The organism is Pseudomonas corrugata (assembly GCF_001269905.1).
GTDB classification, from domain to species: Bacteria; Pseudomonadota; Gammaproteobacteria; order Pseudomonadales; family Pseudomonadaceae; genus Aquipseudomonas; species Aquipseudomonas corrugata.
On the sequence record NZ_LHVK01000025.1, the window covers coordinates 149531 to 162948 of the forward strand.

The window sequence follows — 13418 nt, forward strand, 5'->3', positions numbered from 1 at the left end:
TTCCTGAAATCCGCTTTCGCAATTACTAAAACAAAAACAGGGGTTTACAGATCAAAACGCGCTCCGTATAGTGCGCCACATCAACAGCGGCAACGCTGAAGATGCTGCCCAGATGGTGAAATTGGTAGACACGCCAGCTTCAGGTGCTGGTGACCGCAAGGTCGTGGAAGTTCGAGTCTTCTTCTGGGCACCAATTCAAGCTTCAAGACCAGGTCTTGAACCTCACAGAAACCCGCGAAAGCGGGTTTTTGCGTTTTTTGATTGGGGAATTCCTGAAGCGGCAGGCCGCAGGGGATAAGGCGGCTGTCAGACCGCCATCGCGAGCAGGCTCGCTCCCACAGGGAAACGCGTACGCTCAAACGGCTGGTCGGCTGTCAGGCCCTGAACTGCCCCAGACTCGCCTTCAACTGTGCCGCCAGATTATCCAGCACCTTGCCGCTTGCCGTCGTCTCAACCACAGCCTGGGCCGCTTTCTCGGCCTGGACGTGAATAGTCTCGACCCGCCCACGCACCGCCTGTGCCCCCTGAGCCTGATGAGCCGCCGCCTGAGTCGCCAGACCAATGGCCGCGTGCACCTGCTCCACGGAAGCCTGCACCGACTGCTGCAATCGGGCACTGTCACGCAACACCAGCAACCCCTCACTGGCCTGCCGACCGGCCTGGCCGATCGCGGCCACTGCCTCGCGGGCACCCTGCTGCAACGCCACGATATGGGCCTGAATGTCACCGGTCGAACTCTGGGTCTTACTGGCCAACGCCCGCACTTCGTCCGCCACCACCGCAAAACCACGCCCGGTCTCCCCGGCCCGCGCCGCTTCGATGGCCGCGTTCAGGGCCAGCAGGTTGGTCTGCTCGGCGATACCATGAATGACTGTCAACACTACCTCGATCTGCTCGCTCTGCTGCGCCAGCCGCTCGATTACCTTCGCCCCAGTGTCAACCTGCCCGGCCAGCGCCTCGATCAGACCGCTGACCTTGGCCGAAGTACGCGTGTTTTCATCAGTGGCCTGGCGGATCTCCACCACCTGCTGCAAGGCCGCCTGCATCGCCTGGCTTTCCGACTGAGCTTCGTCGGCCATTTGCGACAGCGCACGCAAGCTCTCGGCCACCTCATCACGCTGCATCCCGGCCGCCGCATCGGCGCCGGAGTTGCGCAAGGTCATTGCACCGATTTCCACACCGGTGCGCTGGGCGACATCACCCGCCTCCCGCACGATGGGCTGCAACTTATCCACAAAGCGATTGACCGCTGAGGCCATATCGCCAATTTCATCCTTGCTGTTGATCTGCACGCGCTTGGTCAGGTCCCCCTCGCCCGCCGCCAGATCATTCATTGCCGCGATCAGCAACTTCAAGCGATTCACCACCCGACGCCCCAGCACCACAGCCAACAGCAGCAGCACACCGAAGCCCACCAGCGCCAGGCCCAGGCCGATGCGCCAACGCAGGGTGCCTGCCGCTTCCTGCACGGTGCTGGAAGTGTTGGTCTGCATCTGCGTGGCCGTGGCCTGTGCCGACTGCAGGCGACCGCGCATGGCGGTGGCACTGTCGGCGGCGGCTCCCTTGAGGCTGTCACCGACCAGTTGATCGCTGCTGGCGATCAAGGCCGAGAAGCGTTGATCCAGCGCCTTCAGGTCGGACTCCACCGAAGCGGTGGAGACCCCCATCAGCACTTTACCGATTTCCACCCCATTGGGATTGATCGACGCCTCGAGGTAGTACACCGACGGATCGGTCTTCGCAGCGTCCAGCACCTTGTCCAGCGCCCGGTCGCCCTTGCCCTTTTCCAGCAAAGCCTTGTTGATCGCGTTATCCCGGTTCAGGTAACGGGTCAGATGTTCACCGTTGGCATCGTTATAGATGACGAACAACACGTTGGGGTTGCGCTGGGCCCGGCGGGCGAACTCGGAAAGCGTCGGTATGTCACTGTCCCACATGGCGCGGGGAGCGACGGAAGCCAGCAGCTGCGCCATATCATTGGCGGAGTCCTTGAGCCCCTTTTCCAGCGTTGCCCGCAGCTGCGACTGCTCGTCCTTCAGGCGTGCGGATAAACCCGCAGTCAAACGCTGACGGGTACTGGCAGACAGACTGTCCAGGCTCGAAGTGACCTCCCGGCCAGCCTGCTCCAGCTCACCGGAGAGTTTCTGGCTGTCAGCGCCAAGGCGTGTACCCAGGTCGGTTTCAAGCGCCGTGACCGTGCTGCGGGTCAGCGCAACCGCCACCAACACCTGCACCAAAAGGGCGATACCGAGGGTAACGAACACAGGCCGTAGTAAACGGCTTTGTAACAGTGAGAGAACGGCCGACACAGGAAATCCCTCTACGAACGCCATTAATTTGATGGCACTCGTCAAGATGTGCCAGTAATGGAGTTGCTTAGCAAGTGTTGTGCCGTCGGCAGGCAGAAACGACAAAGGACCCGCATAAGGGTCCTTTGCCTGTTACATCAGTGACTTATCAGCCGAACGGGTGACGCAGAACGATGGTTTCGTTGCGGTCCGGACCCGTCGAAATAATGTCGATCGGCGCACCGACCAGCTCTTCGAGGCGCTTGATGTAGTTGCGGGCCGCCGCAGGCAGCTCTTCCAGGGTCTTGGCACCCACGGTCGATTCGGTCCAGCCCGGCATCTGCTCGTACACTGGCTCCAGGCCAATGTAGCTGTCGGCGTCGGTCGGTGCATCGATGACCGCGCCGTCCTGGTTCTTGTAGCCCACGCAGATGTTGATGGTTTCCAGGCCGTCAAGCACGTCCAGCTTGGTCAGGCACAGACCCGAGATGCTGTTGACGTCGATGGCGCGACGCAGGATGACAGCATCGAACCAGCCGCAACGACGGGCACGACCGGTAGTGGCACCGAACTCGTGGCCGCGCTTGGCCAGGAAGGCACCGACGTCGTCGAACAGCTCGGTCGGGAACGGCCCCGAACCTACGCGAGTGGTGTAGGCCTTGGTGATACCCAGAATGTAGTCCACGTACATCGGACCAAAACCCGACCCAGTGGCGATGCCGCCGGCAGTGGTGTTGGAGCTGGTGACGTACGGATAGGTGCCGTGGTCGATGTCCAGCAGCGAACCCTGGGCGCCTTCGAACATGATGTCCTTGCCCGCGCGACGCAGCTCGTGCAACTGGGCAGTGACGTCGAGCATCATCGGCTTGAGCAGCTCGGCGTATTCCATGCACTCATCCAGGGTCTTCTGGAAGTCGATGGCCGGCTCTTTGTAGTAATTGACCAGGACGAAGTTGTGGTAGTCCAGCAACTCGCCCAGCTTGGCCGCAAAACGCTCGCGGTGGAACAGATCACCGATACGCAGGCCACGACGGGCCACTTTATCTTCGTAGGCCGGGCCGATGCCGCGACCAGTGGTGCCGATCTTCATCTCGCCACGAGCCTTTTCACGGGCCTGGTCCAGCGCAACGTGGTAGGACAGGATCAGCGGGCAGGAAGGGCTGATACGCAGGCGCTCGCGCACCGGTACGCCTTTCTCTTCCAGCTTGACGATTTCCCGCAGCAGAGCATCGGGGGCAACCACGACACCGTTACCAATCAGGCACTGCACACCTTCGCGCAGCACGCCCGACGGAATCAGGTGCAGAACGGTTTTTTCACCGTCGATCACCAACGTGTGACCGGCGTTGTGGCCACCCTGGTAGCGCACTACGGCGGCAGCATGTTCGGTCAGCAGATCAACGATCTTGCCTTTGCCCTCATCACCCCATTGGGTGCCCAGGACTACGACATTCTTACCCATAACACTTGTCCTCATTCGCGCAAACTTGGTGCCGGCCGCGGCCGGCAGGAAAACTCAAGAAGCCAGCGGCAATACCTGCCAAAGCCCGTCCTGCTGAATCAATTGCCGGTCGCAGTCCGCTTCACGGGCGGCGGCCAAAGGCTGCCCAGGCAATGCCTGGACGACACGCTGACCTTCACTGCGCAACTGGCAGACAGCCTGCCAGAGTGCCGCATCCGTACTGTCAGGCATCCAGATACCGCCAGACGGTAGCTCGACTTCAGCACGCCCCAGGGTCACCAGGGTTTTCAGATCGGTAGAGAAACCGGTCGCCGGACGGGCGCGACCGAAATCGGCGCCGATATCGTCGTAACGACCGCCCTGGGCAATGGACTGGCCCACGCCCGGCACGAACACTGCGAACACCACGCCGGTGTGGTAGTGGTATCCGCGCAACTCGCCCAGATCGAAATACAACGGCAGCTCAGGGAAACGCACCGACAGACGCTCGGCGATTGCCAGCAGGTCGTCCAGCGCCGCCAATACAGGCGCCGGCGCATGGGCCAGGCGATCACGCGCCGCTGCCAGCACCTCACGACCACCGCACAGGTCCACCAGCGCACGCAGCATGTCGGACAGATCGGCCGGCAATCCTTCGGTCAGGCTGATGACTTCATCGATGGCCTTGCGCTGCAAGGCATCGAACAACTGTTGCTCCACTTCACCGGACAGACCGGCTGCACGTGCCAGGCCGCGATAGATGCCAACATGGCCCAGGTCCATGTGGACATCCGGCACGTCGGCCAGTTGCAGCATGGCCAACATCAGGCTGATGACTTCCACATCGCTGCTCGGACTGGCATCGCCATACAACTCGGCACCCAGCTGGATCGGGCTGCGCGAGGACGACAGGGCGCGCGGCTGGGCGTGCAGCACACTGCCGGCATAGCACAGGCGACTTGGGCCTTCACGGCGCAAGGTGTGGGCGTCGATACGCGCTACCTGGGGCGTGATGTCGGCACGAAAACCCATCTGCCGGCCCGACTGCGGGTCGATGACCTTGAAGGTGCGCAGATCCAGGTCCTGACCCGCGCCGGTCAGCAGGGATTCCAGGTACTCGATATGTGGGGTGACAACAAACTCGTAACCCCAGCTCTGGAACAGATCCAACACCTGCCGACGCGCTATTTCGATACGCGCAGCTTCCGGTGGCAGTACTTCTTCGATGCCATCTGGCAGCAGCCAGCGGTCTACCGTTGCCATTACGCCATTCCCCTATGGTCCGGGCGGCCAGCCTTCGGGCCGGCCTTGAGTGAAGCAGAAAATGCCTTGGTCCTGCGCGCTACACAGGCAAAAAACGCGCAAGAGCGACGTGACGAATGACCTGGAATCGGCCTCGTCCAGCACTTCCCTCGAAAAACCTGTCGGGTCGTTCGACCCGACGCCTGCAACCAAAACCGCAATCGAACGTGCAGACGCAAAAAAGCCGGGAATTTCCCGGCTGCCGCATCATACACCCGTTTTCTCAAAGGATCACCCCGCCAGACGTTTTAGCCGCCGGGCGGAGTGTCTCGGGTCAACGTTGCATCAAGGCTTGCTCTTTTCCAGGTAGCGGAAAAAGTCGCTGCTCGGGTCCAGGACCAACACGTCGGATTTATGCGCAAAGCTTTCACGGTAGGCATGCAGGCTACGGTAGAACGCGTAGAACTCCTGATCCTGGCCGTAGGCCTTGGCATAGATCGCCGCAGCCTGGGCATCACCGTCGCCACGAACTTCTTCCGATTCACGATAGGCTTCGGCCAGCAATACGCGACGTTGACGATCGGCGTCGGCACGGATGCCTTCGGCCAGCTCGTTACCCTTCGCGCGATGCTCGCGGGCTTCACGCTCGCGCTCGGTGCTCATCCGCTCGAATACGCTGCGATTCACTTCCTTCGGCAGATCGATGGCTTTGACTCGGACATCGACCACTTCAATACCCAGTTCCTTTTCCGCCATGGCGTTCAACGAACGGGTAATGTCTGCCATGAGCGCATCACGCTCACCGGAAACCACTTCATGGAGGGTGCGCTTGCCGAACTGGTCGCGCAAACCCGATTCCAGGCGGCGGGACAGTCGCTCGTCAGCGATCTGCTTGAGACCCGAGGTGGCCGTGTAGAAGCGCTCGGCATCCTTCACGCGCCACTTGGCATAGGCATCAACCATGACCGCTTTCTTTTCCAGTGTCAGGAAGCGTTGCGTCGGTGCATCCAGGGTCATCAGGCGAGCGTCGAACTTGCGCACCTTGTTGACGTACGGCACCTTCATATGCAGCCCTGGCTGGACATCCGCCTCGACCACGCGACCGAACTGCAGCAACACCGCTCGCTCGGTCTGGGACACGATGTAGAAGCAGTTCCAGGCAGCGATCGCCACAACGACGCCAACAATAAGGGCGATCAGCGATTTATTGCTCATCAGCGACTCTCCCTGGTACGTGCTTGCTGTTGCTGTTCCACCGCAGCGCGAGCATTCGCTTCATTGCTGGAAGACGACGTGCTGGCCGGCGGCGTGCTGGTGTTGCGACCGCTCTCGACCATCTTGTCCAACGGCAGGTACAGCAGATTGCTCTGCCCATTCTTGTTGCCGGTCACGAGGACCTTGCTGGTGTTGCTGAAAACTTCCTGCATGGTGTCCAGGTACAGACGCTCACGGGTCACCTCAGGGGCCTTGCGATACTCGACCACCAGCTTGGTGAAGCGATCGGCCTCACCCTTGGCACGGGAGACCACTTCGTCACGGTAACCGTTGGCATCTTCGATGATGCGCTGGGCCTGACCACGAGCTTCAGGCACGACGCCGTTGGCATAGGTTTCGGCCTGGTTGCGCGAACGCTGCTCGTCTTCGCGGGCGCGGATCACGTCGTCGAAGGCTTCCTGGACTTCACGCGGTGCCGCAGCGCTTTGCACGTTGACCTGGGTGACGGTGATACCGGTGCGATAGGTGTCGAGGAACCGCTGCAGGCGCTCCTTGATTTCGCTGGCCATCAGCTCACGCCCCTCGGTCAGCACCTGGTCCATGGCAGTGGAGCCCACCACATGGCGCAACGCACTCTCGGTTGCATGCTGCAGGCTGACTTCCGGCTGGTCGACGTTCAGCACGAAGTCCTGAAGGTTGGTGATCTTGTACTGCACGGTCAGCGGTACTTCGACGATGTTCTCGTCTTCGGTGAGCATCTGGCCCTGCTTGGTGTAGGCACGCTCACGCGTGACGTTTTCCTGGTACTTCTGATCGATCGGCGGGAAATAGATGTTCAAGCCCGGGCCGACGGTTTCGTAGTACTTGCCGAAGCGCAGCACCACGGCCTGCTCCTGCTCGTCTACGACATAGACCGCGCTGTACAGCCAGACAGCTGCGAGCACGACCAGACCGATGCCGAGCAGGCCTAAACCGCCGCCCTTGCCTGGACGTCCACTGCCGTCGTCACCGCGTTTCTTACCACCACCGAACAAACCGTTCAGGCTTTCCTGCAGCTTGCGGAAGGCCTCGTCGAGATCCGGCGGTCCCTTGCGGTCGCCGTTGTTACGACGCTTGCCGCCCCAGGGATCCTGGTTATTCGAGTTGCCACCCGGCTCATTCCAAGCCATAGCGCTCTCCATCTGATAAAGCAAAGACGCACCCACGGCGCGCCGGCCAATGCTACAGAATGCCTGACACAGCTTTCTCAGGCTTTTATTGCAAAGTGTGTTGCTCGATGAACTCCATCGGTTGCAGCCCTTCACGACTGACCAGCCGATTCAGCTCCGACCGCGGCAGGCGAACCGCCAGCAGGCAAGCGCCTTCCTCGTCATGCTCTTCTTTTTGCACCGCGCCCAGCTCGAAGAACTGGGCTCGCAAGCGGGCAAACCGCTGTGGCAGCTTCAGGGTCCCGACAAACAGGTCGCTACCCAGCAGTTCCGCCACGGCTTGTTCGAGCAACTCGAGGCCGGTACCGTCCCGCGCCGACAACCAGACCCGCTGCGGCTTACCATCGGCATCGCGCTGGATCTGTGGTTCCACGCCTTCAAGCAAATCGAGTTTGTTGTATACCTCCAGGATCGGCAAGTCCTGGGCTCCGATCTCGCCGAGCACCACCATGACCTGCTCGATCTGCAGCATCCGGTCCGGCTCGGCGGCATCGATCACATGCAACAGCAGGTCGGAGTTGCTCGACTCTTCGAGCGTAGCCCGGAAAGCCTCGACCAGTTTATGCGGCAGGTGGCGGATGAAACCCACGGTGTCGGCCAGCACGATCGGCCCGAGGTCGTCCAGTTCGAGCCGGCGCAGGGTCGGGTCAAGGGTGGCGAACAACTGGTCGGCAGCGTAGACATCCGACTGGGTCACGTTATTGAACAGTGTCGATTTACCGGCATTGGTATAGCCCACCAGGGAAACCGTCGGGATGTCCGCGCGCTTGCGGCCGCGCCGCGACTGCTCGCGCTGGCTGCGGACCTTTTCCAGGCGCCCCTTGATCTGGCGCAGGCGAATCCGCAGCAGGCGCCGGTCGGTTTCCAGCTGGGTTTCACCCGGACCGCGCAAACCGATACCGCCCTTCTGCCGCTCAAGGTGCGTCCAGCCACGCACCAGCCGCGTGCTCATGTGCTCGAGTTGGGCCAGCTCGACCTGGAGCTTGCCTTCATGAGTACGGGCGCGCTGGGCGAAGATATCGAGAATCAGGCCCGTACGGTCGATCACGCGACACTCGAATACGCGTTCGAGGTTACGCTCCTGACTGGGCGTGAGGATGTGATTGAAGATCACCAGATCGGCTTCTTCGGCCTTGACCAGATCGCGCAGCTCCTCGACCTTGCCGCTGCCGATCAGGAACTTGGCGGTTGGCCGATGACGCGGCACGTTGAAAAACGCGACGGTCTCGGCGCCGGCCGAAAGTGCCAACTCCTGAAACTCCTGCGGGTCTTCGCGCGCCTCAGGGTCCTGTCCATCCAAGTGAACGAGAATGGCCCGCTCACCACCACCGTGGCGCTCAAAGAACAAAGGAGACTCCTATCAGGCGTTACCCGGTTCAGCGTCACCGCCTTCGGATTCGGTTGCGCTTGGCAGACGAATTGGACGAACCGGCACGACTGTCGAGATAGCGTGTTTGTAGACCATCTGGCTGACGGTGTTTTTCAGAAGGATGACGAACTGGTCGAAAGACTCGATCGTGCCTTGCAGTTTGATCCCGTTGACCAGATAGATGGACACCCCAACTTTCTCTTTACGTAAAGTGTTCAAGTAAGGGTCTTGTAGCGAATGCCCTTTTGACATGTGCCGCACTCCTTTAAGGATCAATAATAAAAATCGGAATCAGATGGCTTTGGCCGTCACACCCCCAAGGATAGACGGCAATTGCAAGGACTCAGCTCAATATGGAGACGGTCCCCAGGTATTTCAAGGCGCGTGGCAGATTGTCGCAATCAAGGCTGTCGAGCCAATGCAGGTCACTCCAGCTGCGCAACCAGGTGAACTGGCGCTTCGCCAACTGGCGCGTGGCAATGATCCCACGCTCCTTCATCTCGGCTGACGTCAGCTTGCCGTCCAGGTAATCCCAGACTTGTCGATAACCCACCGCACGTATAGACGGCAACCCGGCATGCAGGTCACTTCGCTCACGCAGGGCTACGACCTCGTCTATGAATCCCTGTTCCAACATCAATGTGAATCTTTGTTCAATTCGACGGTGCAGCACTTGCCGGTTCGCCGGGGCGATGGCCAGATTCGCGACAGTATAGGGTAATTGTTGCAGTCCCGAAGCGGCTGCTTCAGTACTTTGCGCAGATTGTCGCTGGCGCAGGGCGGTCATGCTCTGGCCACTGACCCGATAAACCTCCAAGGCCCGGCTCAGGCGCTGCGGATCATTGGGGTGAATACGTGCCGCCGACTCAGGGTCGATGACCGCCAATTGCTCGTGCAGAGCCTGCCAGCCGAGGCGCGCCGCCTCTTCTTCGATTTGTGCGCGCACTTCGGGATCGGCCGCCGGCATGTCAGCCAGTCCATCGATCAAGGCCTTGTAATACAGCATCGTCCCGCCCACCAGCAGGGGAATCCTGCCCCGCGCGGTGATGTCGGCCATGGCCTGGAGGGCATCACGGCGGAAATCCGCTGCCGAGTAGGCTTCGGCCGGATCCAGGATATCGATCAACCGGTGGGGAAACTCCGCCAGCAGCTCCTTCGAGGGCTTGGCCGTGCCGATGTCCATCCCACGGTAGACCAGTGCCGAATCGACGCTGATCAGCTCACAAGGCAGGACCTTGGTCAACTCGATGGCCAGGTCGGTCTTGCCGGCGGCGGTCGGGCCCATCAGGAAAATCGCGGGGGGCAGCTGGCTCATCAACGACCACGCAGGAACAGTTTGTCCAGGTCGTCCAGACCCAGCTGGGTCCAGGTCGGCCGGCCATGGTTGCATTGGCCACTGCGTTCGGTGTTTTCCATGTCCCGCAGCAAGCCGTTCATTTCCGGCAAGGCCAGACGCCGGTTCGCGCGGATCGCGCCGTGGCAGGCCATGGTGCCGAGCAATTCGTTCAGGTGCGCCTGGATGCGGTCGCTGGTGCCGTACTCCATCAGGTCCGCCAGCACATCACTGACCAGTCGATTGGCCTCGGCCTGCTTGAGCAAGGCCGGGATCTGCCGGATTGCCAGGGTTTCCGGGCCCAGGCGTTGCAACTCGAAGCCCAGGCGCTGGAACCAGCCCACATGTTCTTCGGCGCAATCGGCTTCGCGCTGGCTGACAGCCAGGGATTCGGGCACCAGCAACGGCTGGCCGCTCAGGCCTTCGCTGGCCATGGCAATCTTCAGCCGCTCGTACATGATCCGCTCGTGGGCCGCGTGCATGTCCACCAGGACCAGGCCCTGGGCGTTCTCCGAAAGGATATAGATGCCCTTGAGCTGCGCCAGGGCATAACCCAGCGGCGGGATATCACCCTGGCCGTCGGGCAATGCCGTCGCCCCGGTTTCCGGCAAAGGCTTGAAGAACTCTCGATAGGCCGCCTGGGCTTCGGCCGCCGGCACGTTCGATTGCGGGCGCGGCGTGTACTGGTACTGATAGCCACCGCCGGCGCCGCTGTTGGCACCGCTGTAGGTCGGTTGGGCCTGAGGCTGTTCGAGCAAGGCGTTAGCCGCCAGGCTCATTTCACCCTGGGGCCCGAACTCGCCGGCGTCCAGCCCTGTTGGACGAACCATCCCCGCCACCGCAGCGGGTGCCGCGAGTTGGTCTTCCGGACGCACGTCACCGAGGGCGCGGTGCAAGGTGCCGTAGAGGAAGTCGTGCACCATGCGTCCGTCCCGGAAGCGCACTTCATGCTTGGTCGGATGCACGTTGACGTCCACCACCGCCGGGTCGACCTCGAAAAACAGCACGAAGGTCGGATGCCGGCCGTTGAACAAGACGTCACGATAGGCTTGGCGCACCGCATGGGCCACCAACTTGTCGCGCACGGCCCGGCCATTCACGTAGAAATATTGCAAATCCGCCTGGCTGCGGGAAAAGGTCGGCAACCCGACCCAACCCCACAGGTGCAAGCCGTTGCGCTCCACCTCGATGGGCAACGCCTGCTCCAGGAAGCCCGCGCCGCACACCGCGCCCACACGGCGAGCACGGGCCGCATCATCACGGGCCTCGTGCAAGCTGAGAATGGTCTTGCCGTTATGGCGCAAATGGAATGCTACGTCAAAACGCGCCAGGGCCAGGCGCTTGATGACTTCCTGCAGGTGATCAAATTCGGTCTTTTCGGCCTTGAGAAACTTGCGGCGGGCCGGAGTATTGAAGAACAAGTCGCGCACTTCCACCGAGGTGCCCACCGGATGGGCCGCAGGCTGGACGCGAGACGCCATGTCCCGTCCTTCGGTCTCGACCTGCCAGGCCTGCTCGGCACCACGGGTGCGGGAGGTGAGTGTCAGGCGCGACACCGAACTGATAGAGGCCAGCGCTTCGCCACGAAACCCCAGGCTCATGACCCGTTCGAGGTCTTCCAGGTCGCGGATCTTGCTGGTGGCGTGACGCGCAAGGGCCAGCGGCAGGTCGTCGGAAGAAATACCGCCACCGTCATCGCGCACCCGCAGCAACTTGACGCCACCCTGCTCGACATCCACATCGATTCGCTTGGCCCCGGAGTCGAGGCTGTTCTCCAGCAATTCCTTGATGACCGACGCGGGGCGCTCCACCACCTCACCAGCGGCAATCTGGTTCGCCAGCCGCGGGCTGAGCAGTTCAATGCGCGCGTTGCTGCCGATCACTTCATCGCTCATTGCTTGGACGCCACTTCGTTGCCGGGAATGGTCAGGGTCTGGCCGATCTTCAAGTCATCACTCTTGAGGTTGTTGACGCTGCGCAGGGTCGCGGGCGACACCTGGTAGCGCACGGCGATCATCGCCAGGGTTTCGCCAGCGCTGACCCTGTGGTCCCGCGGCCCCTGGACGATCTTGCCGGAATCGCGCAGCCAGGCAATGTAGGTGCCCGGCGGCGGGTTCTGCTGGAAGAACTGGCGCACGCCGCTGCTGATGGACCGGGCCAATGCTTGTTGATGGCTGGAGGACGACAGCTTGGAGGCCTCCTTGGAATTGGAGATGAAGCCGGTTTCCACCAGGATCGACGGAATATCCGGCGACTTGAGCACCATGAACCCGGCCTGTTCGACGCGCTGCTTGTGCAGCGGCGTGACGCGGCCAATGTTGCTCAAGACTTTCTGCCCGACGTTCAGGCTGGAGGTCAACGAGGCCGTCATCGACAAATCGAGCAACACACCGGCAAGCATGCGGTCCTTGTCGTCGAGGCTGACATTGCCGGCGCCGCCGATCAGGTCGGAACGGTTTTCGCTGTCGGCCAGCCAACGGGCGGTCTCGGAGGTAGCACCACGGTCGGACAGGGCAAACACCGAGGCGCCGAAGGCCGCCGCCGAAGGGGCTGCGTCGGCGTGGATGGAAACGAACAGGTCGGCGCCCTTCTTGCGGGCGATTTCGGTACGGCCACGCAATGGAATGAAGTAGTCGCCGGTACGGGTCAGTTCGGCACGGAAGCCTTTCATGCCATTGACCTGGCGCTGCAACTCGCGGGCGATGGACAGCACCACGTCTTTTTCATGCTGGCCGCGCGAGCCGGAGGCACCCGGGTCTTCACCGCCGTGACCGGCATCAATCACCACAATGATGTCGCGTTTGCCGGAAGGAGCCGGGGGCAGCTTGATCGCAGGCTCGGCCGGCGTGACCGGAACCGCCGGGATCGTGGCGACATTGGTTGGCGCCGGTGGCGGCGGTGCGGCGTCGGCCGGGTTGTCGAACAGGTCCACCACCAACCGGTTGCCGTACTGGGCATTCGGGGAAAGGGTGAAGCTTTTCGGGGTCACGGCTTTTTTCAGGTCGACGACCACCCGGAGATCGGCAGGCGTACGCTGGGCCGAACGTATCGCTGTAATCGGCGTATTGGCGGTAGCCACGTTCAACGGCGCGCCAAGGGATGCGCCATTGATGTCGATCACCAGGCGATCCGGGGCCGTCAGGGTGAACACACTGTGCTGCACCGGGCCCGTCAGGTCGAACACCAGTCGAGTGTTATCCGGCGCCCGCCAGAGGCGAACACTGCTGACCTTTGTCTCGGCCACAGCATCGACGGCCAGTGCCGTAAGCAACAGTCCTACGACAGCAACCACCGCGCGAAAGCGCATACCAAACCCCATCAT

Annotated in this window: 10 protein-coding genes, 1 tRNA gene and 1 pseudogene; 1 reads left to right on the forward strand and 11 read right to left on the reverse strand. The window is 61.7% G+C overall.

Going from position 1 to position 13418, the window contains the following annotated elements; translation table 11 throughout:
• Positions 1-106: 106 nt before the first annotated feature.
• A tRNA-Leu gene (locus tag AD665_RS24605) sits at positions 107-193 on the forward strand.
• A gap of 181 nt (positions 194-374) precedes the next feature.
• On the opposite strand, the gene AD665_RS28270 is transcribed toward AD665_RS24605, so the two are convergent.
• The 11 genes and pseudogenes from AD665_RS28270 to AD665_RS24655 all read right to left on the reverse strand — a co-directional run bounded on the left by AD665_RS28270 (position 375) and on the right by AD665_RS24655 (position 13418).
• Positions 375-1259, reverse strand: a complete 885-nt coding sequence (locus AD665_RS28270; protein ID WP_373682506.1) for a methyl-accepting chemotaxis protein — start codon at positions 1257-1259, stop codon at positions 375-377.
• A gap of 21 nt (positions 1260-1280) precedes the next feature.
• Positions 1281-2333 (reverse strand): annotated as a pseudogene (locus AD665_RS28275) (methyl-accepting chemotaxis protein); the annotation flags it as partial.
• A gap of 124 nt (positions 2334-2457) precedes the next feature.
• Positions 2458-3750: an adenylosuccinate synthase gene (locus AD665_RS24615; RefSeq protein WP_024780797.1), complete on the reverse strand. Its 1293-nt coding sequence runs from the start codon at positions 3748-3750 to the stop codon at positions 2458-2460.
• A gap of 54 nt (positions 3751-3804) precedes the next feature.
• Positions 3805-4992: an ATP phosphoribosyltransferase regulatory subunit gene (locus AD665_RS24620; protein WP_024780798.1), complete on the reverse strand. Its 1188-nt coding sequence runs from the start codon at positions 4990-4992 to the stop codon at positions 3805-3807.
• A gap of 324 nt (positions 4993-5316) precedes the next feature.
• A complete protein-coding gene (gene hflC / locus AD665_RS24625) occupies positions 5317-6186 on the reverse strand; it encodes a protease modulator HflC (protein ID WP_053194256.1) in 870 nt (289 codons plus the stop codon).
• A complete protein-coding gene (gene hflK / locus AD665_RS24630) occupies positions 6186-7355 on the reverse strand; it encodes an FtsH protease activity modulator HflK (protein WP_024780800.1) in 1170 nt (389 codons plus the stop codon). Before hflK ends, hflC begins: the two co-directional genes overlap by 1 nt.
• An 85-nt stretch (positions 7356-7440) precedes the next feature.
• On the reverse strand, positions 7441-8742 hold the full coding sequence (gene hflX, locus AD665_RS24635) for a ribosome rescue GTPase HflX (protein ID WP_024780801.1): 1302 nt from the start codon (positions 8740-8742) through the stop codon (positions 7441-7443).
• 12 nt (positions 8743-8754) lie between these two features.
• Positions 8755-9015, reverse strand: a complete 261-nt coding sequence (gene hfq / locus AD665_RS24640) for an RNA chaperone Hfq (protein ID WP_003186419.1) — start codon at positions 9013-9015, stop codon at positions 8755-8757.
• Positions 9016-9106: 91 nt separating this feature from the next.
• Positions 9107-10078: a tRNA (adenosine(37)-N6)-dimethylallyltransferase MiaA gene (gene miaA, locus AD665_RS24645; RefSeq protein WP_024780802.1), complete on the reverse strand. Its 972-nt coding sequence runs from the start codon at positions 10076-10078 to the stop codon at positions 9107-9109.
• The gene (mutL, locus tag AD665_RS24650) at positions 10078-11991 is read right to left on the reverse strand and encodes a DNA mismatch repair endonuclease MutL (protein ID WP_024780803.1); all 1914 of its coding nucleotides are present in this window, start codon (positions 11989-11991) and stop codon (positions 10078-10080) included. The genes miaA and mutL overlap by 1 nt, the downstream gene beginning before the upstream one ends.
• Positions 11988-13418: an N-acetylmuramoyl-L-alanine amidase gene (locus AD665_RS24655; protein WP_053194257.1), complete on the reverse strand. Its 1431-nt coding sequence runs from the start codon at positions 13416-13418 to the stop codon at positions 11988-11990. Before AD665_RS24655 ends, mutL begins: the two co-directional genes overlap by 4 nt.